We start from the raw sequence: 25854 nt of genomic DNA on the forward strand, positions 1-25854 counted from the left end.
TCAATAGTCAACGGCCCTGTAGCTCATTATAATCCGCGCCATCTCGTACGCTGGTACAGACAACAACAGAATAATTTACAGAGGTAAAAATGGCTATTGAACGTACTTTTTCCATCATCAAACCGAATGCGGTAGCAAAAAACGTTATTGGTAATATCTTTGCGCGCTTTGAAGCTGCTGGATTCAAAATTGTCGGCACCAAAATGCTGCACCTGACCGTTGAACAGGCTCGTGGCTTTTATGCTGAACACGATGGAAAACCGTTCTTTGATGGTCTGGTTGAGTTCATGACCTCTGGCCCGATCGTGGTTTCCGTGCTGGAAGGTGAAAACGCCGTTCAGCGTCACCGCGATCTGCTGGGCGCGACCAATCCGGCAAACGCACTGGCCGGTACTCTGCGCGCTGATTACGCTGACAGCCTGACCGAAAACGGTACCCACGGTTCTGATTCCGTAGAATCTGCCGCTCGCGAAATCGCCTTCTTCTTCGGTGAAGGCGAAGTGTGTCCGCGCACACGTTAATATTTTCGTAAATGCCGCGTGCAAACGTGGCATCCATGCGCCAGAATTTGTACAATGCAGCGCCCCCGGACGAGCAGTAGCTCACCGGGGCGTTTCTTTTTTCAACCCTCCAGGGGCCATAACGTGTAATAACGAGGCCGGAATAGCATATGTCTGAACAATTAGTCACACCTGAAAACGTCACCACGAAAGATGGAAAAATCAACCTGCTGGATCTCAACCGTCAGCAGATGCGGGAGTTTTTTAAAGATTTAGGTGAAAAACCCTTCCGCGCCGATCAGGTGATGAAGTGGATGTATCACTATTGCTGCGACAACTTTGATGAGATGACCGACATCAACAAAGTGTTGCGCGGCAAACTGAAAGAGGTGGCGGAGATCCGCGCACCGGAAGTGGTTGAAGAACAGCGTTCATCTGACGGCACCATTAAATGGGCAATTGCCGTGGGCGATCAGCGCGTTGAAACGGTGTACATTCCGGAAGACGACCGCGCCACACTTTGCGTCTCCTCGCAGGTTGGCTGTGCGCTGGAGTGTAAATTCTGTTCCACTGCCCAGCAAGGTTTCAACCGTAACCTGCGGGTGTCGGAAATTATTGGCCAGGTGTGGCGTGCGGCGAAAATCGTCGGCGCAGCAAAGGTCACCGGTCAGCGCCCGATCACTAACGTAGTGATGATGGGCATGGGCGAACCGCTGCTCAACCTGAATAATGTCGTTCCGGCGATGGAAATCATGCTCGACGACTTTGGCTTTGGCTTGTCTAAACGTCGCGTGACGCTCTCTACATCGGGTGTTGTTCCGGCACTGGATAAACTGGGCGATATGATTGACGTTGCGCTGGCAATCTCTCTGCATGCGCCGAACGACGAAATTCGTGACGAAATTGTACCGATCAACAAAAAGTACAATATCGAAACTTTCCTCGCTGCGGTGCGCCGTTATCTGGAAAAGTCCAATGCCAATCAGGGCCGCGTCACCATTGAATACGTGATGCTTGACCATGTTAACGACGGTACTGAGCACGCGCATCAACTGGCGGAGCTGCTGAAAGATACGCCGTGTAAGATCAACCTGATTCCGTGGAACCCGTTCCCGGGCGCGCCGTATGGCCGCAGTTCGAACAGTCGTATCGATCGCTTCTCAAAAGTGTTGATGAGCTATGGGTTCACAACCATCGTGCGTAAAACGCGTGGGGATGATATCGATGCAGCCTGCGGGCAATTAGCGGGCGAGGTTATCGACCGTACTAAACGTACCCTGCGCAAACGGATGCAGGGAGAAGCCATCGACGTGAAAACGGTTTGATGTCTCTTGCGCCACGGTTACTTTTTGTACCGTGGCGTAATCTTTTATGAATATAGCATTAAGTTGCAATTGTCTGATCAATATTAACGGTGCGTTTTTGCTGACTTTAAGGCAGTATGTAACGATGCAACAGTGAGTTAGCTTTGATTCATGTGGGCTTTGTCATGAGCACACAGACAGTCTTATACTGTATGATAAAGGTTAACTTAATGGATGTCTCGCGGTGTGGGTGAGTATGATGACTCACCGGCATCTCAATTCTCATTTAAACGTACCTGCAGCGAATGAATACTGAAGCCACGCACGACCAAAATGAAGCACTTACTACCGGCGCTCGCTTGCGTAATGCCCGCGAACAACTTGGACTTAGCCAGCAAGCCGTTGCCGAACGACTTTGTCTGAAGGTTTCCACGGTACGCGATATTGAAGAGGATAAGGCGCCAGCCGACCTTGCATCAACATTTCTGCGCGGGTATATCCGGTCTTATGCACGACTGGTGCATATTCCGGAAGAAGAACTGCTGCCGGGGCTGGAAAAACAGGCTCCGTTACGGGCCGCAAAAGTTGCGCCCATGCAGAGTTTCTCTCTCGGCAAGCGACGTAAAAAACGCGATGGCTGGCTGATGACCTTCACCTGGCTGGTGTTATTCGTGGTGATTGGACTGAGCGGTGCCTGGTGGTGGCAAGATCACAAAGCCCAGCAGGAAGAGATCACGACTATGGCCGATCAGACCACAGCGGAACTGAACGGTAATAGCGACCAGGCGCAGAGCGTGCCGTTAGATACCTCCTCAAATGCTAGTCAGAGTGACTCCACCACGACGTCAGCACCTGCGGATACTACCGCTGCAAACACGCAAACGTCAGACGTGACCACGCCAGCCCCTGCCGTTGAACCACAGCAGAACGCAGTTGTTCCGCCTTCGCAGGCGAATGTGGATACCGCGGCTACGACCGCGCCAACTGCAACGACGCCAGATGCTGCTGCACCATTGCCAACCGATCAGGCTGGTGTAACAACACCAGCGGCTGACCCGAATGCGCTGGTCATGAACTTTACTGCCGATTGCTGGCTGGAAGTCACCGATTCTACTGGCAAAAAACTGTTCAGCGGGATGCAGCGTAAAGGCGGTAACTTGAATTTAGCCGGTCAGGCGCCGTACAAACTGAAAATTGGTGCGCCAGCCGCAGTACAGATCCAGTATCAAGGGAAACCTGTCGATCTGAGTCGTTTTATCAGAACTAACCAGGTTGCGCGTCTGACCCTAAATGCCGAACAATCACCGGCGCAGTAACAGACGGGTAACGCGGGAGATTTTGCATGCATAACCAGGCTCCAATTCAACGTAGAAAATCAACACGTATTTACGTTGGGAATGTGCCGATTGGCGATGGAGCTCCCATCGCCGTACAGTCCATGACTAATACGCGCACGACAGACGTCGAAGCGACGGTCAATCAAATCAAGGCGCTGGAACGTGTTGGTGCCGATATCGTCCGTGTTTCAGTACCGACGATGGACGCGGCAGAAGCGTTCAAACTCATCAAACAGCAGGTTAACGTACCGCTGGTGGCCGACATCCACTTTGACTATCGCATTGCGCTGAAAGTGGCGGAATACGGCGTCGATTGCCTGCGCATTAACCCAGGCAATATCGGTAATGAAGAGCGTATTCGCATGGTGGTTGACTGTGCGCGCGATAAAAACATTCCGATCCGTATTGGCGTTAACGCGGGATCGCTGGAAAAAGATCTGCAAGAAAAGTATGGCGAACCGACGCCGCAGGCGTTGCTTGAGTCTGCCATGCGCCATGTTGATCATCTTGATCGTCTGAACTTCGATCAGTTTAAAGTCAGTGTTAAAGCGTCAGACGTTTTCCTGGCAGTAGAATCGTATCGTCTGCTGGCAAAACAGATCGATCAGCCGCTGCATCTTGGGATCACCGAAGCCGGTGGCGCACGCAGCGGGGCAGTGAAATCTGCCATCGGTTTAGGTCTGTTGCTGTCTGAAGGTATTGGTGACACGCTGCGCGTTTCGCTGGCTGCCGATCCGGTTGAAGAGATCAAAGTCGGTTTCGATATCCTTAAATCGCTGCGAATCCGTTCGCGCGGGATCAACTTCATCGCCTGCCCGACCTGTTCTCGTCAGGAGTTTGACGTCATTGGTACGGTTAACGCACTTGAGCAGCGTCTGGAAGATATCATTACCCCGATGGACGTTTCGATCATTGGTTGCGTGGTGAATGGCCCTGGCGAGGCACTGGTTTCTACACTCGGCGTCACGGGCGGCAACAAGAAAAGCGGCCTTTATGAAGATGGCGTGCGCAAAGACCGTCTGGACAACAATGACATGATCGATCAACTGGAAGCGCGCATTCGTGCAAAAGCCAGTCAGCTGGACGAAGCGCGTCGAATTGACGTTCAGCAGGTTGAAAAATAATAACGTGATGGGAAGCGCCTCGCTTCCCGTGTATGATTGAACCCGCATAGCTCCCGAAACATTGACGGAAGCGTTGAGGGTTCATTTTTATATTCAGAAAGAGAATAAACGTGGCAAAAAACATTCAAGCCATTCGCGGCATGAACGATTACCTGCCTGGCGAAACTGCCATTTGGCAGCGCATTGAAGGCACACTGAAAAACGTGCTCGGCAGCTACGGTTACAGTGAAATCCGCTTGCCGATTGTAGAGCAGACCCCGCTATTCAAACGTGCGATTGGTGAAGTCACCGACGTGGTTGAAAAAGAGATGTATACCTTTGAGGATCGCAATGGCGACAGCCTGACTTTGCGCCCTGAAGGGACGGCGGGCTGTGTACGCGCCGGCATCGAGCATGGTCTTCTGTACAATCAGGAACAGCGTCTGTGGTATATCGGGCCGATGTTCCGCCATGAGCGTCCGCAAAAAGGCCGTTATCGTCAATTCCATCAGCTAGGTTGTGAAGTCTTCGGTCTGCAAGGTCCGGATATTGACGCCGAACTGATCATGCTTACTGCTCGCTGGTGGCGTGCGCTGGGTATCTCTGAACACGTTACCCTCGAGTTGAACTCAATCGGTTCACTGGAAGCGCGAGCGAACTACCGCGATGCACTGGTGGCATTCCTCGAACAGCATAAAGAAAAGCTGGACGAAGACTGCAAACGCCGCATGTACACCAACCCGCTGCGCGTGCTGGATTCCAAAAATCCGGAAGTGCAGGCGTTACTCAATGACGCTCCGGCGTTAGGCGATTATCTTGACGAGGAGTCTCGCGAGCATTTTGCTGGTCTGTGCAAACTGCTGGAGAGCGCAGGTATTGCCTACACCGTCAACCAGCGTTTGGTGCGTGGTCTGGATTACTACAATCGTACCGTTTTCGAATGGGTGACTAACAGCCTCGGTTCCCAGGGAACCGTGTGCGCAGGCGGTCGTTATGACGGTCTGGTGGAACAGCTGGGTGGCCGTGCAACACCGGCAGTAGGTTTTGCGATGGGCCTCGAACGTCTTGTGTTGTTAGTTCAGGCAGTTAATCCGGAATTTAAAGCCGATCCCGTTGTCGATATATACCTGGTGGCTTCAGGCACCGATACACAATCTGCGGCGCTGGCATTAGCTGAGCGTCTGCGTGATGAATTACCGGGTGTGAAATTGATGACCAACCACGGCGGCGGCAACTTTAAGAAACAGTTTGCCCGTGCTGATAAATGGGGCGCACGCGTTGCTGTGGTGCTGGGTGAGTCCGAAGTGGCCAACGGCACGGCAGTAGTGAAGGATTTGCGCTCTGGTGAGCAAACGGCAGTTGCGCAGGATAGCGTAGCCGCGCATTTGCGCACGTTACTGGGTTAAGGAAGGAGAAGGACAGCGTGGAAATTTACGAGAACGAAAACGACCAGGTTGAAGCGGTTAAACGCTTTTTTGCTGAAAATGGCAAAGCACTGGCTGTTGGGGTGATTTTGGGCGTTGGCGCACTGATTGGCTGGCGCTACTGGAACAGCCATCAGGTTGATTCCGCACGCTCCACTTCTCTTGCCTATCACAATGCGGTTACCGCAGTTAGCGAAGGCAAACCAGACAGCATTCCGGCGGCGGAAAAATTCGCTGCTGAAAATAAAAATACTTATGGCGCGCTGGCTTCTTTGGAACTTGCGCAGCAATTTGTTGACAAAAATGAACTAGAGAAAGCTGCCGCCCAATTGCAACAAGGGTTGGCGGACACGAGCGATGAAAATCTCAAAGCCGTGATAAATCTGCGTCTTGCCCGAGTTCAGGTGCAGCTCAAGCAGGCTGATGCCGCGCTGAAAACCCTTGAAACCATTAAAGGTGAAGGGTGGGCTGCTATTGTTGCCGACCTGCGTGGTGAAGCATTGCTGAGCAAAGGTGATAAGCAAGGTGCGCGTAGTGCATGGGAAGCAGGCGTGAAAAGCGATGCTACCCCGGCACTGAGCGAAATGATGCAGATGAAAATTAATAATTTGTCCATCTGAGAGGGACCCGATGCAATTGCGTAAATTACTGCTGCCAGGACTGCTTTCCGTTACTCTTTTAAGCGGCTGTTCGCTGTTTAACAGCGAAGAAGATGTGGTAAAGATGTCCCCATTGCCGACCGTTGAAAACCAGTTTACGCCGACCACGGCGTGGAGCACCTCTGTTGGTAGCGGCATTGGCAACTTCTATTCTAATCTTCATCCGGCACTGGCGGACAACGTTGTCTATGCAGCGGATCGCGCTGGTTTAGTAAAAGCGATGAATGCGGATGACGGCAAAGAAATCTGGTCTGTCAGTCTGGCCGAGAAAGATGGCTGGTTGTCTAAAGAGCCGGCATTGCTTTCTGGCGGCGTGACCGTAGCAGGTGGTCATGTTTACATTGGCAGCGAAAAGGCGCAGGTTTACGCGCTGAATACCAGTGATGGTACTGTAGCATGGCAAACTAAAGTCGCGGGTGAAGCACTTTCTCGCCCGGTGGTTAGCGATGGTCTGGTACTTATCCACACCAGTAATGGTCAGTTGCAAGCGCTGAACGAAGCAGACGGTGCTGTTAAATGGACAGTTAACCTTGATATGCCTTCGCTCTCTTTGCGTGGCGAATCTGCGCCAGCCACAGCGTTTGGCGCAGCAGTCGTTGGTGGTGATAATGGCCGCGTCAGTGCAGTACTGATGCAACAGGGCCAGATGATTTGGCAACAGCGCATCTCCCAGGCGACCGGCTCTACTGAAATCGACCGTCTGAGCGATGTTGACACAACTCCGGTAATCATTAACGGCGTTGTTTTTGCACTGGCCTATAATGGTAACCTGACGGCGCTTGATCTGCGCAGCGGTCAGATTATGTGGAAACGCGAACTGGGTTCGGTGAATGATTTCATCGTCGACGGTAACCGTATCTATCTGGTCGATCAAAATGACCGGGTGATGGCATTGACCATTGATGGCGGCGTTACGCTGTGGACGCAAAGCGATCTGTTGCATCGCCTGCTGACTTCTCCGGTGCTGTATAATGGCAACCTGGTGGTGGGTGACAGTGAAGGCTATCTGCACTGGATTAATGTCGAAGATGGTCGTTTCGTTGCCCAGCAAAAAGTTGATAGCTCCGGTTTCCAGACCGAACCGGTTGCCGCTGATGGCAAACTGCTGATCCAGGCAAAAGACGGGACTGTGTACTCCATTACACGTTAATCGTCTCTGTCGTTCACTTTGAAAACGGCTCCTGGACAGGGGCCGTTTTCCTGTTTTTAACAACGACGCAAAAAAAGCGATCGTTGTCTGATGATTTATAAAAATGAGGCTTTAAACATGGTACCTGTGGTCGCGCTTGTCGGGCGCCCTAACGTAGGAAAATCCACGTTATTTAACCGTCTAACTCGCACCCGAGATGCGCTGGTTGCGGATTTCCCGGGTCTGACTCGTGACCGTAAGTACGGTCGTGCAGAAATTGAAGGCCGCGAGTTTATCTGTATTGATACCGGCGGTATTGACGGTACGGAAGACGGTGTTGAAACCCGCATGGCGGAACAGTCGCTGCTGGCGATTGAAGAAGCAGACGTTGTACTGTTTATGGTTGATGCGCGTGCTGGCCTGATGCCGGCAGATGAAGCTATTGCCAAGCACCTGCGCTCCCGAGAAAAACCTACCTTCCTGGTGGCAAACAAAACTGATGGTTTAGATCCAGACCAGGCAGTTGTTGATTTCTATTCGCTCGGTTTAGGCGAAATCTACCCAATTGCCGCGTCTCATGGTCGTGGCGTATTAAGCCTGCTGGAGCACGTCCTTCTGCCGTGGATGGAAGATCTCGCGCCGCAAGAAGAAGTGGACGAAGACGCAGAATACTGGGCGCAATTTGAAGCGCAAGAGAACGGCGAAGAAGAAGAGGAAGACGACTTCGACCCGCAAAGTCTGCCGATCAAACTGGCGATTGTGGGTCGTCCGAACGTCGGTAAGTCTACGCTCACTAACCGTATTCTCGGTGAAGAACGCGTTGTGGTTTACGACATGCCAGGCACAACGCGTGACAGTATCTACATTCCAATGGAACGTGACGGACGTGAGTATGTACTCATTGACACCGCAGGCGTACGTAAACGCGGCAAAATCACCGATGCGGTAGAGAAGTTCTCAGTAATCAAAACGTTGCAGGCAATTGAAGATGCCAACGTGGTGATGCTGGTCATTGATGCACGCGAAGGTATTTCCGATCAGGATCTCTCGCTGCTGGGCTTTATTCTCAATAGTGGGCGCTCACTTGTGATTGTGGTGAACAAGTGGGATGGCCTGAGCCAGGAAGTGAAAGAGCAGGTGAAAGAGACGCTGGACTTCCGTCTGGGCTTTATCGATTTTGCTCGCGTGCACTTTATTTCTGCATTGCACGGCAGTGGTGTTGGTAACCTCTTTGAATCAGTGCGTGAAGCGTATGACAGCTCTACCCGTCGCGTGGGTACGTCTATGCTGACACGAATCATGACCATGGCTGTTGAAGATCACCAGCCGCCGCTGGTTCGCGGGCGTCGCGTGAAGCTGAAATATGCCCACGCCGGTGGTTATAACCCGCCGATTGTGGTGATTCATGGTAACCAGGTGAAAGACCTGCCGGATTCCTATAAGCGTTATCTGATGAACTATTTCCGCAAGTCTCTGGATGTGATGGGGACGCCGATTCGTATTCAGTTCAAAGAAGGGGAAAACCCATATGCGAACAAGCGTAACACCCTGACGCCGACCCAGATGCGTAAGCGTAAGCGCCTGATGAAGCACATCAAGAAAAGTAAGTAATTACTTATCTGGTTTCCCTTTCCATATGGAAAGGGAAACCCATGAAAATGTGAGGATCATTTATGGAACTCAGCTGCCCAATCTGCCAAAACCCTCTCGAACGTCAAGGCGAGACGGCTCACTGCGTAACTTGCGACAAAGATTTCATCGTCCAGGCACTTTGCCCTGACTGCCACCAACCGTTACAGGTGTTAAAAGCGTGTGGTGCGGTGGATTATTTCTGCCAGCATGGTCACGGTTTAATTTCTAAAACCCGTATTGAATTTGTCATTGCTTAATATCACTGGAATATATGATTTTGCATCATATATTCCTAATATAAATATTATAATATCCTCTCTATTAGATTAACGACTAATTAAAAATGAGCAAAGTCTCATTGTTATAACTTTAAGACTATGTTTAGCACTTCTGGTGTGCAGTTGCTGCGTTATCTGGAATACAATATTAGACATTATTTTAGAATTAAATTCCCACAGGGAAAAACATGTTGCAATGGATCCGCTATATAACACTAATATTTATCTCCGGTGCTGCTTATGCAGCACCGGAGATAAATATTAAGCAAAGCGAATCTTCATTACCTGATCTGGCAAGCGAAGCTGCTCAACAAGAAGAACAAAGTAACAAAGGCAAATCCGTCAAGGAACGTGGTGCCAATTACGTTACCGAGTCCGCTCAACAGGGCTTTGAGAACCTGACTCCAGAAGCGCTTGAATCCCAGGCGAGAAGCTATCTGCAAGGGCAAATCACATCATCCGCACAGTCTTATATCGAAGGTGCGCTTTCTCCTTATGGTAAAGTTCGCTCTAACCTTTCTATCGGTCAGGATGGCGATCTGGACGGAAGTTCAATCGACTATTTTGTCCCCTGGTATGATAATCAGAGCACGGTCTATTTCAGTCAATTTTCTGCGCAACGAAAAGAAGAGCGCACGATAGGTAATATAGGTTTAGGCGTAAGACATAATTTTGATAAATGGCTTCTGGGGGGGAATATATTTTATGATTATGATTTCACCCGCGGACATCGCCGTTTAGGCTTAGGGACAGAAGCCTGGACGGATTATTTAAAATTTTCTGGTAACTATTATCATCCGCTTTCAGACTGGAAAGATTCAAAAGATTTTGATTTCTATTTAGAACGACCCGCACGTGGCTGGGATATCCGGGCGGAAGCCTGGTTACCTTCTTATCCGCAGCTGGGGGGCAAAATTGTTTTCGAGCAATATTATGGTGACGAAGTGGCGCTCTTCGGCACCGATAATTTAGAAAAAGATCCCTATGCAGTGACGCTCGGCGTGAACTATCAACCCGTTCCGTTACTGACGGTCGGGACGGACTATAAAGCAGGTACCGGAGATAACAGTGATCTTAGTGTTAACGCCACGATTAACTATCAGTTCGGTGTTCCGCTAAAAGATCAACTGAATAGCGATAATGTCAAAGTCGCTCACTCGCTGATGGGCAGTCGCCATGACTTCGTCGAACGTAATAACTTTATCGTGCTGGAATACAAAGAAAAAGACCCACTTGATGTCACCTTGTGGCTTAAAGCAGACGCCACCAATGAGCACCCGGAATGCGTGATTAAAGACACGCCAGAGGAAGCGGTTGGCCTGGAAAAATGTAAATGGACCATCAACGCGCTGATCAACCACCATTACAAAATTGTCGCCGCCTCGTGGCAGGCGAAAAATAACGCTTCCCGCACGCTGGTCATGCCTGTTGTTAAAGCGAATACCATCACTGAAGGTAACAACAACCACTGGGATCTGGTGCTGCCAGCCTGGCAGTACAGCTCCGATCCCGCCGAACAGGAAAAACTCAATACCTGGCGCGTGCGTCTGGCGCTGGAAGATGAAAAGGGTAATCGGCAGAATTCCGGTGTGGTGGAAATCACCGTGCAGCAGGATCGTAAAATAGAGCTGATCGTCAACAACATCGCAGATGTGCCGGATGAGAACAATCACAGCCACGAAGCCAGCGCCCAGGCAGACGGCGTCGATGGTGTGGTGATGGATCTCGACGTCACCGATAGCTTTGGTGATGACACTGACCGCAACGGCAATGCACTGCCAGAAGATAACCTTTCGCCGCAGCTTTACGATGCGCAGGATAAAAAAGTTACGCTCACCAATAAACCCTGTTCAACCGAGAATCCCTGCGTCTTTATCGCTAAGAAGGATAAAGAAAAAGGCACCGTTACGCTCTCCAGTACGTTACCCGGTACTTTCCGCTGGAAAGCGAGAGCCGCGCCGTATGACGACAGTAACTATGTTGATGTGACTTTCCTCGGCGCGGGGGGCAATGATGTTAATGCCTTTATCTACCGTGTATCTGCAACTAACCCTGTCAATCTTATCGGCAATGAGAAAGAGCATTTGCCTGTTGATAATGCCTATCGCTTTGTCTTGTGGCGCGATGCCAACAACGATGGTGTTTTCCAGCAGTCGGAAAAACTGACGGAAGAGGAAATGGCGCAATACGACTACCAGTGGGAGTTTACCGGGCACAGCGTCAATGGCTACACCGGAGCGCAATCGAATACCAGTAATGAAGATATTGTCATCCCTGCCACTAACGAAGAGGCCGTACAGAAATTTGGCGCCCAAAAAGAAGATGGCGTGCAGGGGTATGGATTACGTGTGGTTTACAGCAAGCACTAGATCGGCGTAATGGCCGATCGGCCAGTCGCTGGATATTAATCAAGGAGAGAATTGAATGAACAATCATTTAAAGCGGCCGATGACGAAAGTCGCGCTGGCGCTGGCTTTAGCGGGATACTGTGCAGTCCCTGCCGCGATGGCTGAAGGGCAGGGTAATCTCAGGGCGGGTCAGTGGCAATCAGAATCACAAAGTACCGGCACCATTCAGGGGACCGTGCCGTGGATCACTCGTAGCGCATCAGAAACGAGCGACGCTGATAAATCACATGTCGTTATTGCTATTGATCGTGGCAGCCGCACGGTCACAACGGACGGTGATAAGCAGTTTCATGTGGGTGACACACTGACAGCCAGCTGGGCGATTGGTGATACCCAGGGGGACCTTGATGACAATAACACAGCGACTAAAGCAACCCTCCAGTGGATGAGTTATAGCGACCAGTCAGGAGCGGATCCTAAAGAGATTGGTACCGTAGGGAGCGATACATATACCATCGCGGCTGCGGATGCTGATCGATACATAGGCTTGAAGATCACGCCAACCACGACAACGGGTGATCCGAACGTTGCGGACCAGGTTGTGATGCTTGACCTCTCCACCAATGCGGGCGGTGGTTCTGACAGCGATGATATTCCTGAAGGTCCGGTGTTCGATGATGCAGTCCATGTCGTAATTCACGAAAAAGACATCAATACGAATCTATTGGGTAAAACGACGAAACTCAAAACGAATACCACCTATCAAGTCATGTTGTGGAAAGATAAAAACAACAACAGTACTTATGATGCAGGCGAAGAGGTTACCAGCCAGTACAACTATCGCTGGCGCTTTACCGGAACCAGCCTCCAGTTGGGCACAGCCGGTGGTCTTGTTAATCCGACTTATAACAACAGCGACCTGGTTATCCCTGTTACCAATGCGGAAGCGAAAACCGCGTTCGATTTTGCCGGAAGCGGCGTTGTCCTCGGCAACGATGGTGTCCAGGGCTACGGCTTATCTATCGACTACCAGAGAAAATAATCGTTTCCAGCACCATTCCCGTAAGGGAATGGTGTTTTTCCGCGCACTTTGCTTAGCCAGCGTTAAGCAAAGTGGGTTGAGGTGAAAACGAAACTTTAAACGGGCAGGTTTCAATCATGGGTGGGACTTTGAAACTGATAAAAGCGATAACGGCGGTTTTAATGCTATCTCTGATTGCGCCTGCAGTGGCGGCCTTAAAAGGCGGGCAGTGGCAACAATCAGATGCTTCAACCGATGCTATTAACGGTACTCCTCCCATAGCAGACAGCGCCAGCGTGCCCGTTTATCAGGGCAGCGTTCAGCTTGATCCCGCCAAAGAGCATGATGTCGCCAGTGCTGCGACCCCGAGTAGCTTCAGCGTTGACGCCAGCGCGACCAGTATGATGTTAATTAACCCGAGCGACACCGAAGGCGACATGTTCAATAACCCGCCATTGCTGCGCTGGCAAAACCAGACGTTGCCTGCCGTCTCGCTGGTCTGGGCAGAGGCTGCCACACCTGATGTGCCACTTAATCCACAACCTCGCCCCGATCGCTCCTTCTGCGCACAAAACCTTGCGGGACATAAGCTGGTGGCGATCCCGCAGTTTGACCCTAAAGAAACGCTCCCGACGCTGAATCTCTTTACCTTTACCGGCGTGCCGAATCAGGGCGCGGTATTGCTCAATGAAAAGCAGGTTACGCTCAATATTGCCCCAGCCCAGGGCGATTTAGTGACGGTGAACGCCAGCGGTTTTGATGATTCGCTAAAGGCAGCAAAAACCACCGTCGGCAGTTCAATAACCTTAACAGTCACCACTAAAAACTGTGAGGGTAACCTGGCAGGAAAGATTCCCTTTGTTATTAAACGGAAAGACGCCTTAAACCGACAGGGGGCGACAAATAATAACGATCCGGTCATCCTGGACAGCACGGAACTTACCACTACGTCGACGGAGTATCGCGGTACGACGGATGTCAACGGTACTGCGACCATCACCGTAACTCAGCCTGCGGGGCCGGGGGTGAAAACGCCGCTGGTGGTCAGCCTGCCGGGAATTACTCAAACCAGCGAAACGGCAGTTATTTTTACCGTATTCACCAGCCCTGACGTACCGCAGGCCAATATGTGGGGGCATATGGCGGATACGCTGAAAGCCCAGCAATACACCTTCAGTCGCCCGAAACTGGCAGCGGAAGTGAGTAATGAGGATGGCACAGTTGGTGACCATAACGAAACCTGGTCAACCTTCAGCTGGAGTGGGGCCGATAACCATTGCGAGATTCTGCCGGGAATGCGCCAGTTTGGCGCGATGGCAACGGTGGTTCCGACTTCAATCCAGGAGGTTGCCGGCTGGCCAATGCAGGGGGATTATTACTGGTCGTCGCTGGCGGGGACAACCGGGCAGCACCATGCGGCAGATGTCTCCAATCGCAGCGAGTCGCAAATGTCAGACAGTGCCCGGTTTCTGGTCAGTTGTGTCGATAAAGAAGCGCCTGATGTGGAGCCGAAAATTGTCCTGACGCCTGCAAATTTTGACGATACGGCGCAGGCGATGAAAGCACATGTTGGCGAGAACGCAGTCATGCGTCTGACCATCACTGACAGTAAAAATAACGATCAGCCGTTAGCCTATTACTATTTTTCCCTGCATCTGGATGATGGTATTAACCGTAAGAATCAATCTGATCCTGCCTGGGAAGCGCATCCGGTACAAATAGCTGGTGGTGCAAATTTGCGACAGGTCGATGCGCATAATTATGAAGGCATTACAGATGCCAATGGCCAGGCCACACTGACGCTAAGCCAACCCGATGGCGTTGGCGTAAAAACGCATCTTACGGCGGCTATGCGCAGTAATTACAGCGCAACGGATGCCAAAGATGTCATCTTCACTGTTGTCACCAGCCCGGACAGTGAGTATGCCCGCATGTGGGGACATATGAGTAAAGGTATTATCGAAGCTGGTAATCTCTACAAACGTCCGCGGTTAGCGGATGAAACGACCCATGAAATCGGTTCGGTGCGTGAAAATAACGAAGACTGGGCGCTATTTGACCAGAAAACCAGCATGCAAGCGGAATGTGGCGTGGGACATATTCCGTCGCAAATCTCGCTGGAGAGTTTATATGCAGGCCACCAGGGTAACACTATCGGCACGGAGTTCGGATGGCCAACGGTAAACTACGATTATCTCTCTGCGGCACAGTTGCCCGATACACACACATCTGTTGATCTGGCGACGGGGAACGTCGACACCTATTCGGGTTTTAAACCAAATTATCTTACCTGTTCGGCGAACGAACTGGTGGCACACGTGGTAGTGAATACTGACAGAGATATTTCGCCGGATTCGCAGCTTGCTAAAGCGAAAGTGGGGGAGAAAATCACCATGACGGTACATACCGTCAATGGGGTTAATAATGATGCCCCTGTTCCTTATGCCGCTTTTACGATTACCAAAGATATTAGTCTGAACCGTGAAGAGCTATCAACCGGCTATACCGATCCTACTTCTGGGGCAATTACGCTGAACGGTATGCAATATGGCACTGCGCAGTCTTCAATGATTTACTCCGGTATTACAGACGCACGGGGCGTGGCGACGGTCGTTATTGAGCAGCCACAGGGGGTAGGCTTAAAAACCAAACTCATCGTTACCCCCACCAATTCCGCACTGCCAAACACGGTAAACTACTATGTGATTTTTACTGTACCTACCAGCCCCGATGTAACGGGGGCGAAAATGTGGGGACATATGGATGACACGATAAAAGTTGACTCTATGACCTTTACTCGCCCGAAATTAATCTCTGAAGTGAGCGGCGGGCAGAGATCGCAGGCTGAAAATAACGAAGAGTGGGTGCGCGTGGCGCAGACGGATATCGAAAACACCGCTGCCGGAGGCTGTGAAATAAATAAAGTTCCGCGTAGGACGCAACTGGCTGCGCTGTATGCAGCCAACAGCAACAACGCGATTCAGACCGTTCACGGATGGCCAACTCAGGATGAAGAGTACTGGAGCAGCACGCCCGCTGATAAAGTACCGCATCTCTACGCCAACTGGTTGAATGACGGCAGGGTGGTGAATAACAACGAGTTGCCCATTTATCTGAGCTGCCTGACCACGGCGAACCCTTCAGCCAGCAGTATTACTCTGGAGGCAGTAGATCAGGCGCAATGGACCAGCGCTCTGAGTGCCGCGAAACTGAAAAAAGGCGAAACGCTACAGGTGAGGGTGACGATAAAAGATTCGGCAGGCAACCCGATGCCGGATATGCCGTTTACCCTCGGGCGCGGCGATGGCTATACCCGTTCCGGCGAGCGCCATACGGCAGGCAGTGGCGATGGCATCGTTTCTTCCGTGGTTGTCGATGGCGGTCAGCCTGATGAAGTGACGCTAAACGATACCACTACCGTTTATACCGGTATGACTGGCAGCGACGGCAGCAAAATTCTCAATATTACTCGCCCGGATACTCACGGTACCAAAACGACGCTCACCGCCACGCTCTACTCCGATCCGACAAAAAATGCATCGCTGGATACCATTTTTACTGTCGTCACCAGTCCGGATAGCGCAAAAGCCAAAATGTGGGGGCATATGCCAGAAACGTTGGAGGCAGGAGGACTAACCTTTAAACGCCCGCTGTTGTTCGATGAGTTAACTGGCAGCCCTGCGGCAAAACGCAAATCGCCTGAAGAAGATAATGAAGTCTGGGCCATGTTTACCGAAGCTCAGGCGGGAAATACCAAAAATAATGGCTGCGGCGTTGACTATATTCCTTCTCATTCCGCACTGGTTGCGCTCTCCGGCAGTTGGCATGGACATGAAGTTGATGGCTGGCCAGTGCTGAAAAATTATGATTCCAGCACACCGGATGAGAAGAGTAACAGCGATCGTAAATATAAAAGCGTGAAACTGAATGACGGCACCAGTAGTAGCCTGGCGTCAGCCGATATGGGGTATCTGACCTGTCAGACGACGGCCAATTCAGTGGCGAGCGCCATCGAATTGAGTTCAGCCCAGACGGCGAAATATGATGGTTTTGAAGCAGTAAAAGTCAGAACCAACTACACAAAGACTGGCGATCTGATCACCATGACGGTGACAACGCGCGATGCCCAGGGGAATCCTAAAGGTGATGTGCCGATTACCCTGAATCATGCTATCACGGAGCCCCGTATTTCTAATTCGACTAATAAAAGCAAAATCACCAATCAGGGATCACTGATTTATATACACGATAGCTACAATAATCCCAGTATCTATCTCGACAACGGTGAGAAGTACTACAGCATGACCGACGGCGAGGGTACGCTCAGTCTGACTTTCTGGCAGCAGTATCAAGGCCAGGGGACGCGTATCCCACTAACAGCAGAAATCGATGACGGTCGGGGAATCACATCAAACACCCTGAGTGCTATTTTCACTACCGTGACCAGCCCGGATACGCCAGACGCGAACTTCTGGGGACATATGCCGGAAACCTTAACCGCGCAAAACGGCAAGGTCTTTCACCGTCCGTTGTTAAAAGTGGAAGCCGGATCTTCGGCTTCATCAACAATCAATAACGAGAACTGGCAGCGGCTCACTATTAACAATGCGCTGAGTGGCGCACAGGGCGGATGTAAAGATAAGCTTCCTACTATCAACGATGTGCAATCATTATATGAAGCATATCCCTCAGGAGCGATAGAGTCAGAACAGGGCTGGCCGCTGGATAAATCCGCGCCTTCGAAACCGTTTTTCTGGTCGCGGACGGTCTCTTCGAGTGCAAGCTCGACCAGTCCTTCCTATAACTTTATCGATCTCAGGGCAGGGCTCGTTGGGCTGATAAGTTACACCTCTTCTGAGACGTATTCTCAGACCTGTCTGAACGAAGCTGAATCGGTGGTAATATTACCCTGTCCGTCGCCCCGGAAAATTGGGACAGCGCGCAGTCTGCCGGAAAGGCGCATAAGGGGATGCCGATTTCTCTGACAATCAAGGTTACGCTCGCCGATGGATCGCCTGCGCCATATGAGTCGGTGGGCATGATGCGCGGCGTCAGTAAAAACCGCCAGGGGGCGGATGCCACCAGTAGCGCTAACACCGATGATTTAGTATTTGATACCTTCGCCCCAGCGCAGTCTATGCAGAATGCCACCATGAACGGGCAGAGCAATGACAGTTATTTGTTTATTCAGACTGATGCACAGGGGCAGGCAACGCTGAATCTCCACCAGGACAACTCGAACGGGTTGAAAACGCCGATAAGCGCCACGGCAATGGGTAGCAGTGCGAGGCCAACCGCCTCGGTTGACGTGATTTTCAGCGTCGTCACCAGCCCGGATACTCCGAAGGCAAACATGTGGGGCCATATGCCGGAAACGGTGAGCGGCGCAGACGGTACAGAGTTTGAGCGGCCAAAACTGTTGGCTGAATTAGGCGCAACCACTGGCGGAGGTATGAATGTCAGTGCGGTGAAATATAATAATGAAGACTGGCCTGCGCTCTATTCGATAGGACAAAGAAGTAACCCCGATGTTGACCCGTGTGAAGATGCGCGCCATCCGTCGCTGGATGAACTTGAATCGTTATACGATCGCTATCCGAATGGCAGCATCGTGGACGCGATTGGCTGGCCGGTGAAACAGGGTGGCTATGCGTGGTGGACCAACGCCACCTGTCCTCCGAAGCCCGGTACGAATGCTTGCGAGTCAATTGATCTGTATACGGAGCAATTGCCTACGAATAAATCTCGCGCCTTCCAGGCGTGCCTGGTGCATCCGCACGTTTCCGTATCGAACGTGACGCTCACATCGACGGCGTTTGATGCCGGTTATCAGGCGGCGGTCGTGAAAAAAGGCGAGGCGATGCCGTTGACCGTGACGGTCAAAGACGGCGCCGGGAAACCGGTGCCGAACGTGGCCTTTACCCTGAAACGCGGCGATGCTTCGCCGCGTAATACGGGGGCGACGTTGTATGGTAATGTGGCAGCAATGGATGATATTACCATTCAGTCATCATCAGGAGCGGCTACCCTGTTAGCTGCCAGTGGGGACAAGATCAGTGGCGTGACGGGGGCAGACGGCACGGCAAGCTTTACGGTTCGCCAGGATAATACGCCAGGTTATAAAACACCACTAACGGTAACACTGGATGAGTACCCAACATTGACAGCAACGATGGACACTATTTTCACCGTATTAACCAGTCCCAATGTTTCTTCTGCGCACTTCTGGGGACACATGGCAGACACGGTAGTGGTGAAAGGTAAAACATTACATCGACCATTGCTGTTGACTGAGTTACCTACAGGTGCACAGGCCGCTGGAACACCTAATATCAATAACGAAACGTGGGGGCTGGCTCATGTTGTGGATTCAGTAAAATGGGATATTCAGAAACAGTGCGGTAGTATGAACAGTGCGCCGACATATAACGAGCTAGGCGCGTTATCTGACAGTTTTAATTCGTTAGGGTGGCCCTCGTCTCCTAAAGACTTCCCATATTTTTCAACCGATCGAGCCGGGGTGTTGTATTGTGGCATGTTTGAACAAAATGGTACCCAGGATTGCGGTATTGAGGCGAGTAAAACACCGGGGTTTGCTACCTGTTTCCAGTGACGATCATGCGGGTATGGCGTTAGTGAGTCGGCCGGATAAGGTGTTTACGCCGCATCAGGTATGTGCCGGGAGCCAGCGCCGGATGCGATGCTTACGCATCTTATCCGGCCTACGAGGTCTTACGGATTAGCCGTTTTTTTGCGTGGCTTGCGGGTTTTCGTCACGTCGCTCACTACGCTTACCACAATGCCATCATTTAAACGCGTGGTCATCGTATCGCCCACTTTTACCTGTTTCACCTGCTTTAACACCGCGCCATCTGCGGCGCTGGTGACGCTATAACCGCGTGCCAGCGTTGACAGTGGGCTAACCGCTTCCAGATGCGTCACCGCATTACCGAAACGTTCACGCGTGGCGCTAAGCTGCGCGCGCACCGTTTCCGCCAGACGATATTCCAGTTGTTGAATGCGCGTTTGCACGCGATGAATCTTCGGCTGTGGATTTTGCTGATTCAGCCGCTGTGTTAATCGCACCTGTTGCTGCCCGGCACGCTTAAGCTGATTTTCCAGCGCAAAGCTCATCCGTTTTTGCAGTCGTTCGAGCGTGGTCAACTGACGTGCCAGCCTCAATTGCGGATGCTGTTGCTGTAATCGGTGATGAATCTGCGTAAAGCGACGCGTGCGGTTGGCGAGATAATAATCCATCGCCATGTCCAGCCGTTGACGGGCCGATTGCACCTGGCGCAGTAACTCTTGTTGATTGCGGCTCACCACTTCAGCGGCGGCTGACGGCGTTGGCGCACGCAGATCAGCGACAAAATCGGCAATCGTCACATCGGTTTCATGCCCGACGGCGCTGACTACCGGAATGCGGCTGGCAAAAATCGCCCGCGCCACGCGTTCGTCGTTAAAGCTCCATAAATCTTCCAGCGAACCGCCGCCGCGCCCGACGATCAACACATCGCACTCGTTGCGCTTATTCGCTAGTTCAATGGCGCGAACAATTTGCCCCGGCGCATCATCGCCCTGAACGGCAGTGGGGTAGATGATCACCGGCAGAGACGGATCGCGGCGTTTTAACACATGCAAAATATCATGTAGCGCAGCACCGGTTTTTGATGTGATCACACCAACGCAATGCGCAGGGGAGGGGAGTGATTTTTTGTATTGCAGATCGAACAAACCTTCGGCCTGCAATTTCGCTTTGAGCTGTTCGTACTTTTGTTGTAGCAAGCCTTCACCGGCCGGCTGCATACTTTCGACGATGATCTGGTAGTCGCCGCGCGGCTCATAGAGCGTAATGTTGGCACGCACTAAAACTTGTTGCCCATGCTGCGGGCGGAAGGTGACCCGGCGGTTGCTGTTGCGGAACATCGCGCAGCGTACCTGGGCGGTATCGTCTTTGAGCGTAAAGTACCAGTGCCCGGAAGAGGGCTGGCTAAAGTTAGAAATTTCGCCGCTGATCCACACTTGCCCCATCTCCTGCTCAAGCAGCAAACGGACGGTCTGATTCAGGCGACTAACCGTAAAAATTGCGGGGGATTGAGATGGTAACATGTGAGCGAGATCAAATTCTAAATCAGCAGGTTATTCAATCGATAGTAACGTGCTGACCGGGGAGCGCAAGCATTATTTGCAAAAAGGGGTAGATGCAATCGGTTACGCTCTGTATAATGCCGCGGCAATATTTATTAACCACTCTGGTCGAGATATTGCCCATGCTACGTATCGCTAAAGAAGCTCTGACGTTTGACGACGTTCTCCTCGTTCCTGCTCATTCTACCGTTCTGCCGAATACTGCTGACCTCAGCACCCAGCTGACGAAAACGATTCGTCTGAATATCCCTATGCTTTCCGCAGCAATGGATACTGTAACGGAAGCGCGCCTGGCTATTGCTCTGGCTCAGGAAGGCGGTATCGGCTTTATCCACAAAAACATGTCCATTGAGCGCCAGGCTGAAGAAGTTCGCCGTGTGAAAAAACACGAATCTGGCGTGGTAACTGACCCGCAGACTGTTCTGCCAACCACGACGCTGCGCGAAGTGAAAGAACTGACTGAACGTAACGGTTTTGCGGGCTACCCGGTTGTTACCGAAGAAAACGAACTGGTCGGTATCATCACTGGTCGTGACGTGCGTTTTGTGACCGACCTGAGCCAGCCGGTTAGCGTTTACATGACGCCGAAAGAGCGTCTGGTAACTGTGCGTGAAGGCGAAGCCCGTGAAGTTGTGCTGGCAAAAATGCACGAAAAACGCGTTGAAAAGGCGCTGGTGGTTGATGATGAATTCCACCTGATCGGCATGATCACCGTGAAAGATTTCCAGAAAGCAGAACGTAAACCGAACGCCTGTAAAGACGAACAAGGTCGTCTGCGTGTTGGTGCTGCGGTTGGCGCAGGTGCGGGTAACGAAGAGCGTGTTGATGCGCTGGTTGCCGCAGGTGTTGACGTTCTGCTGATCGATTCCTCCCACGGTCACTCAGAAGGTGTACTGCAACGTATCCGTGAAACCCGTGCTAAATATCCTGATCTGCAAATCATTGGCGGCAACGTGGCAACAGCTGCGGGCGCTCGCGCTCTGGCAGAAGCAGGTTGCAGCGCGGTTAAAGTCGGTATCGGCCCAGGTTCAATTTGTACTACCCGTATTGTTACTGGTGTCGGTGTTCCGCAGATCACTGCTGTTGCTGACGCAGTTGAAGCGCTGGAAGGCACCGGTATTCCGGTTATTGCTGACGGTGGTATTCGCTTCTCCGGCGATATCGCCAAAGCTATCGCCGCTGGCGCAAGCGCGGTGATGGTAGGTTCCATGCTGGCGGGTACTGAAGAATCTCCGGGTGAAATCGAACTCTACCAGGGCCGCTCTTACAAATCTTACCGTGGAATGGGCTCTCTGGGCGCGATGTCTAAAGGTTCCTCTGACCGTTACTTCCAGAGCGACAACGCTGCCGACAAACTGGTGCCGGAAGGTATCGAAGGTCGCGTAGCCTACAAAGGTCGTCTGAAAGAGATCATTCACCAGCAGATGGGCGGCCTGCGCTCCTGTATGGGCCTGACCGGCTGTGGTACTATCGACGAACTGCGTACTAAAGCGGAGTTTGTACGTATCAGCGGTGCGGGCATTCAGGAAAGCCACGTTCACGACGTGACCATTACTAAAGAGTCCCCGAACTACCGTCTGGGCTCCTGATTCTCTTCGCCCGACTTCATGTCGGGCGATTTATATTATCTGTTTCACTTGCCTCGGAATAAGCGTCAATGACGGAAAACATTCATAAGCATCGCATCCTCATTCTGGACTTCGGTTCCCAGTATACTCAACTGGTTGCGCGCCGCGTGCGTGAGCTGGGCGTTTACTGCGAACTGTGGGCGTGGGATGTGACAGAAGCACAAATTCGTGACTTCAATCCAAGCGGCATTATTCTTTCCGGCGGCCCGGAAAGCACCACCGAAGAAAACAGCCCGCGTGCGCCGCAGTATGTCTTTGAAGCAGGCGTACCGGTATTCGGCGTTTGCTATGGCATGCAGACCATGGCAATGCAGTTGGGCGGTCACGTTGAGGCCTCTAACGAACGTGAATTTGGCTACGCGCAGGTTGAAGTCGTAAACGACAGCGCACTGGTTCGCGGTATCGAAGATGCGCTGACCGCAGACGGTAAACCGCTGCTCGATGTCTGGATGAGCCACGGCGATAAAGTTACCGCTATCCCGTCCGACTTCGTCACCGTAGCCAGCACCGAAAGCTGCCCGTTTGCCATTATGGCTAACGAAGAAAAACGCTTCTATGGCGTACAGTTCCATCCGGAAGTGACTCACACCCGACAGGGTATGCGCATGCTGGAGCGTTTTGTACTGGATATCTGTCAGTGTGAAGCCCTGTGGACGCCGGCAAAAATTATCGACGACGCCGTAGCCCGCATCCGCGAGCAGGTGGGCGACGATAAAGTCATCCTCGGCCTTTCTGGTGGCGTGGATTCCTCCGTAACCGCAATGCTGCTGCACCGCGCTATCGGTAAAAACCTGACTTGCGTATTCGTCGACAACGGCCTGCTGCGTCTCAACGAAGCAGAGCAGGTTCTGGATATGTTTGGCGATCACTTTGGTCTGAACATTGTTCACGTTCCGGCAGAAGATCGCTTCCTGTCAGCGCTGGCTGGCGAAAACGATCCAGAAGCAAAACGTAAAATCATCGGTCGCGTTTTCGTTGAAGTATTCGATGAGGAAGCGCTGAAACTGGAAGACGTGAAGTGGCTGGCGCAGGGCACCATCTACCCTGACGTTATCGAATCTGCCGCGTCTGCAACCGGTAAAGCACATGTCATCAAATCTCACCACAACGTTGGTGGCCTGCCGAAAGAGATGAAGATGGGCCTGGTTGAACCGCTGAAAGAGCTGTTCAAAGACGAAGTGCGTAAGATTGGTCTGGAGCTGGGCCTGCCGTACGACATGCTGTACCGTCACCCGTTCCCGGGACCGGGCCTTGGCGTTCGTGTGCTGGGTGAAGTGAAGAAAGAGTACTGTGACCTGCTGCGCCGTGCTGACGCCATCTTCATTGAAGAACTGCGTAAAGCGGATCTGTACGACAAAGTTAGCCAGGCGTTCACTGTGTTCCTGCCGGTACGTTCCGTTGGCGTAATGGGCGATGGTCGTAAGTATGACTGGGTTGTCTCTCTGCGTGCTGTTGAAACCATCGACTTTATGACCGCACACTGGGCGCACCTGCCGTACGACTTCCTCGGCCGCGTTTCCAACCGCATTATCAATGAAGTGAACGGTATTTCCCGCGTGGTGTATGACATCAGCGGCAAGCCGCCAGCGACTATTGAGTGGGAATGATTTAATTCCTGCACTATGAATGAACAAAACCCTCTGTTGCTACAGAGGGTTTTTTATATTGCTGACTAAAGTCAGCAATATAAAAAAGCCTATAATCCTCACGAATCATAGGCTTGAAGTGACGGACATCGATTAGTTAAACCAACTGTCCGATTTATTCTCTTCTGCTTTACCCACGCTTTTCATCAAATCGCGGCCACCTTCTGTCACATTCCTGTTAGCGTCAGCTTCAGATTGCACGACATCAGTTTGCGCGGCTTTGTGCTTCAGCTCCTGATCGATAAATTCGTTCTCGCGCTTAACGCGGGCTTCTTCTTTCGCCAGCGCCAGTTTTTGTTTCTGAATCTCTAAACTGCGCAGCTCATCTTCATAACTTTGATCGCGTTTTTTATCCGCAGTGACTTCGGCGTCGAGTTTATCCTGGCGAGCTTTCTTATCCGCTGCTGCTGCCGCCGCTCTTTTATTGGCGGCGGCCTGAGCGTTTGCGCGCCGTTGTTTCTCTTGCTGAATTTCCCTGTTGCGCTCTGCTACCCATTCGTCATGCTGTCTTTGCTCTTCATTTTTACCTTGCTGTTCAGCTTCAGCGACAGCTGAAAGTTGATCCTGTAATGAAGAGGCGAAAGCCGAGCTACTAACAGCGGCTAAAATGGCGCAAAGAAAAACTTTCTTCATGAGTCCTCCTGATTGCTATCTTTTTTCAGGACATTTTGTGTTTGGCTGAATGCGTGTTTCGTTATACGTAGTGGTAATGACAACGGCTAAACCCGTTGTGAACTGGCACTCTTTACCCACTTGAGTAGAGGTATACACCTTGGTCCCTTCTTTATAGGTTAACGAAACCCCTTCCACTAACGTCTTATCATTCACCATAGAACCTGCAGCCGCACCTACGGCACCGCCGCCAACTGCACCCGCAGTAGTACCTGAATTGCTGCCAGACCCTACGTTATGTCCAATCACACCGCCAGCGACAGCACCAATCAGTGCGCCAAACGTCTGTGCTGCCCTTTTATTTTCCGAATTATCTACCGCTACTTTCGCAGGTAGAATGGAAATGATATTAACGGTTTTGGTTTCTTGTTTGGTATTCAGTTGATCAGTTTGATAAACATCGGCGGCATGATCGTCAGCATTTGATTGGCATCCTGCCAACATGGATGACGCTAAAATTGCCACAGGCAGAAGACATTTTTTAAATTTCATCACTATTCCTTGTTATAGACTTTACGAAAAACAAGACATTTAAGATCATCGAAAGAGGAAAGTAAATGTATAGACTATGGAGGAATAGATTAAATTTATTTTAATTCATTGAGTAAATAAATACGCGTTAACGCATAATAAAAACATATATATTATGTCTAATATACATTGCATCTTATTGCAGAATGATTCGAAATCAGGACAAAGAGGTAAAATTTAGATAAATAAATGCCTGCCGCTTTGATAACAACAAAGAGCAACCGTGTCTGACAGTATTGAGCCGTCTTGTTCAGTAAAGGTGACGAAGGTAATCGCTAACGTTGTACCGGGGATTCGATAGAGAGTGTGGATTGCTGAGCTTCTTTTTTGCTCTGATGATGCTGCCAGGCGCCAACGGACGAGTAGATAAAGCGGCCAAAGAAGAAGAGAAAGCTGATAAGCAATACGATACGAGTCATGCGACTGTTAAATCGGTGTCGTTTTCGCATACTGGTTGGCTGACTCACAAAGGGTTCCTCAAGGTATGTCCATAC

General features: G+C 51.3%; 17 protein-coding genes and 1 pseudogene. 14 read left to right on the forward strand and 4 right to left on the reverse strand.

What is annotated here, in order from left to right; all coding sequences use genetic code 11:
- Nucleotides 1-89: 89 nt before the first annotated feature.
- From ndk to FFT88_RS07420, 12 genes and pseudogenes are all read left to right on the forward strand, one after another.
- Nucleotides 90-521, forward strand: coding sequence for a nucleoside-diphosphate kinase (gene ndk, locus FFT88_RS07365; RefSeq protein ID WP_000963835.1), 432 nt, complete (start codon nucleotides 90-92; stop codon nucleotides 519-521).
- A gap of 149 nt (nucleotides 522-670) precedes the next feature.
- Nucleotides 671-1825 (forward strand): bifunctional tRNA (adenosine(37)-C2)-methyltransferase TrmG/ribosomal RNA large subunit methyltransferase RlmN, encoded by a 1155-nt coding sequence (locus tag FFT88_RS07370; protein ID WP_130207500.1) that lies wholly within the window; start codon nucleotides 671-673, stop codon nucleotides 1823-1825.
- A 284-nt stretch (nucleotides 1826-2109) separates the two neighbouring features.
- Nucleotides 2110-3120, forward strand: a complete 1011-nt coding sequence (rodZ, locus tag FFT88_RS07375; protein ID WP_130214615.1) for a cytoskeleton protein RodZ — start codon at nucleotides 2110-2112, stop codon at nucleotides 3118-3120.
- Nucleotides 3121-3146: 26 nt separating this feature from the next.
- Nucleotides 3147-4265, forward strand: coding sequence for a flavodoxin-dependent (E)-4-hydroxy-3-methylbut-2-enyl-diphosphate synthase (gene ispG / locus FFT88_RS07380; RefSeq protein WP_000551807.1), 1119 nt, complete (start codon nucleotides 3147-3149; stop codon nucleotides 4263-4265).
- A gap of 110 nt (nucleotides 4266-4375) precedes the next feature.
- The gene (hisS, locus tag FFT88_RS07385; RefSeq protein ID WP_130258877.1) at nucleotides 4376-5650 is read left to right on the forward strand and encodes a histidine--tRNA ligase; all 1275 of its coding nucleotides are present in this window, start codon (nucleotides 4376-4378) and stop codon (nucleotides 5648-5650) included.
- A gap of 17 nt (nucleotides 5651-5667) precedes the next feature.
- A complete protein-coding gene (yfgM, locus tag FFT88_RS07390; protein ID WP_130214611.1) occupies nucleotides 5668-6288 on the forward strand; it encodes an ancillary SecYEG translocon subunit YfgM in 621 nt (206 codons plus the stop codon).
- Between the two features lie 10 nt (nucleotides 6289-6298).
- Complete coding sequence (gene bamB, locus FFT88_RS07395; protein WP_130207489.1) at nucleotides 6299-7477, forward strand: outer membrane protein assembly factor BamB; 1179 nt, start codon at nucleotides 6299-6301, stop codon at nucleotides 7475-7477.
- Nucleotides 7478-7594: 117 nt separating this feature from the next.
- The gene (der, locus tag FFT88_RS07400) at nucleotides 7595-9067 is read left to right on the forward strand and encodes a ribosome biogenesis GTPase Der (RefSeq protein ID WP_032281443.1); all 1473 of its coding nucleotides are present in this window, start codon (nucleotides 7595-7597) and stop codon (nucleotides 9065-9067) included.
- Between the two features lie 62 nt (nucleotides 9068-9129).
- Nucleotides 9130-9345 carry a zinc ribbon domain-containing protein gene (locus FFT88_RS07405; protein ID WP_135404526.1) on the forward strand — a complete coding sequence of 72 codons (216 nt, stop codon included), beginning with the start codon at nucleotides 9130-9132 and terminating at the stop codon, nucleotides 9343-9345.
- 209 nt (nucleotides 9346-9554) lie between these two features.
- On the forward strand, nucleotides 9555-11735 hold the full coding sequence (gene sinH / locus FFT88_RS07410; protein WP_135404527.1) for an intimin-like inverse autotransporter SinH: 2181 nt from the start codon (nucleotides 9555-9557) through the stop codon (nucleotides 11733-11735).
- Nucleotides 11736-11790: 55 nt separating this feature from the next.
- Complete coding sequence (locus FFT88_RS07415; protein WP_135404528.1) at nucleotides 11791-12756, forward strand: SinI family autotransporter-associated protein; 966 nt, start codon at nucleotides 11791-11793, stop codon at nucleotides 12754-12756.
- 116 nt (nucleotides 12757-12872) lie between these two features.
- Nucleotides 12873-19348: pseudogene (locus FFT88_RS07420) on the forward strand (DUF823 domain-containing adhesin).
- 119 nt (nucleotides 19349-19467) lie between these two features.
- On the opposite strand, the gene xseA reads toward FFT88_RS07420, so the two are convergent.
- A complete protein-coding gene (gene xseA, locus FFT88_RS07425; RefSeq protein WP_135404529.1) occupies nucleotides 19468-20844 on the reverse strand; it encodes an exodeoxyribonuclease VII large subunit in 1377 nt (458 codons plus the stop codon).
- 161 nt (nucleotides 20845-21005) lie between these two features.
- On the opposite strand from xseA, the gene guaB reads away from it, so the two are divergent.
- Entirely contained in the window at nucleotides 21006-22472 is a 1467-nt protein-coding gene (gene guaB, locus FFT88_RS07430) for an IMP dehydrogenase (protein WP_001296289.1), read from the forward strand.
- 68 nt (nucleotides 22473-22540) lie between these two features.
- The gene (gene guaA, locus FFT88_RS07435; protein WP_130222020.1) at nucleotides 22541-24118 is read left to right on the forward strand and encodes a glutamine-hydrolyzing GMP synthase; all 1578 of its coding nucleotides are present in this window, start codon (nucleotides 22541-22543) and stop codon (nucleotides 24116-24118) included.
- A gap of 132 nt (nucleotides 24119-24250) precedes the next feature.
- On the opposite strand, the gene FFT88_RS07440 is transcribed toward guaA, so the two are convergent.
- The 3 genes from FFT88_RS07440 to FFT88_RS07450 all read right to left on the reverse strand — a co-directional run bounded on the left by FFT88_RS07440 (nucleotide 24251) and on the right by FFT88_RS07450 (nucleotide 25827).
- Nucleotides 24251-24790, reverse strand: coding sequence for a DUF5384 family protein (locus tag FFT88_RS07440; protein ID WP_130214597.1), 540 nt, complete (start codon nucleotides 24788-24790; stop codon nucleotides 24251-24253).
- Between the two features lie 15 nt (nucleotides 24791-24805).
- Nucleotides 24806-25324 (reverse strand): glycine zipper 2TM domain-containing protein, encoded by a 519-nt coding sequence (locus FFT88_RS07445; protein ID WP_165383134.1) that lies wholly within the window; start codon nucleotides 25322-25324, stop codon nucleotides 24806-24808.
- A 311-nt stretch (nucleotides 25325-25635) separates the two neighbouring features.
- Nucleotides 25636-25827 carry a YfgG family protein gene (locus tag FFT88_RS07450; RefSeq protein ID WP_165382789.1) on the reverse strand — a complete coding sequence of 64 codons (192 nt, stop codon included), beginning with the start codon at nucleotides 25825-25827 and terminating at the stop codon, nucleotides 25636-25638.
- Nucleotides 25828-25854: the final 27 nt, after the last annotated feature.

This window comes from Escherichia sp. E4930, from assembly GCF_005845405.1.
Taxonomy (GTDB): Bacteria; Pseudomonadota; Gammaproteobacteria; order Enterobacterales; family Enterobacteriaceae; genus Escherichia.

Bases quoted from the DNA above. Each gene is read 5' to 3' on its own strand.
- ndk (WP_000963835.1), top strand. From the start codon at position 90: ATGGCTATTGAACGTACTTTTTCCATCATCAAACCGAATGCGGTAGCA.
- FFT88_RS07370 (WP_130207500.1), top strand. From the start codon at position 671: ATGTCTGAACAATTAGTCACACCTGAAAACGTCACCACGAAAGATGGA.
- rodZ (WP_130214615.1), top strand. From the start codon at position 2,110: ATGAATACTGAAGCCACGCACGACCAAAATGAAGCACTTACTACCGGC.
- ispG (WP_000551807.1), top strand. From the start codon at position 3,147: ATGCATAACCAGGCTCCAATTCAACGTAGAAAATCAACACGTATTTAC.
- bamB (WP_130207489.1), top strand. From the start codon at position 6,299: ATGCAATTGCGTAAATTACTGCTGCCAGGACTGCTTTCCGTTACTCTT.
- der (WP_032281443.1), top strand. From the start codon at position 7,595: ATGGTACCTGTGGTCGCGCTTGTCGGGCGCCCTAACGTAGGAAAATCC.
- FFT88_RS07405 (WP_135404526.1), top strand. From the start codon at position 9,130: ATGGAACTCAGCTGCCCAATCTGCCAAAACCCTCTCGAACGTCAAGGC.
- sinH (WP_135404527.1), top strand. From the start codon at position 9,555: ATGTTGCAATGGATCCGCTATATAACACTAATATTTATCTCCGGTGCT.
- FFT88_RS07415 (WP_135404528.1), top strand. From the start codon at position 11,791: ATGAACAATCATTTAAAGCGGCCGATGACGAAAGTCGCGCTGGCGCTG.
- xseA (WP_135404529.1), bottom strand. From the start codon at position 20,844: ATGTTACCATCTCAATCCCCCGCAATTTTTACGGTTAGTCGCCTGAAT.
- guaB (WP_001296289.1), top strand. From the start codon at position 21,006: ATGCTACGTATCGCTAAAGAAGCTCTGACGTTTGACGACGTTCTCCTC.
- guaA (WP_130222020.1), top strand. From the start codon at position 22,541: ATGACGGAAAACATTCATAAGCATCGCATCCTCATTCTGGACTTCGGT.
- FFT88_RS07440 (WP_130214597.1), bottom strand. From the start codon at position 24,790: ATGAAGAAAGTTTTTCTTTGCGCCATTTTAGCCGCTGTTAGTAGCTCG.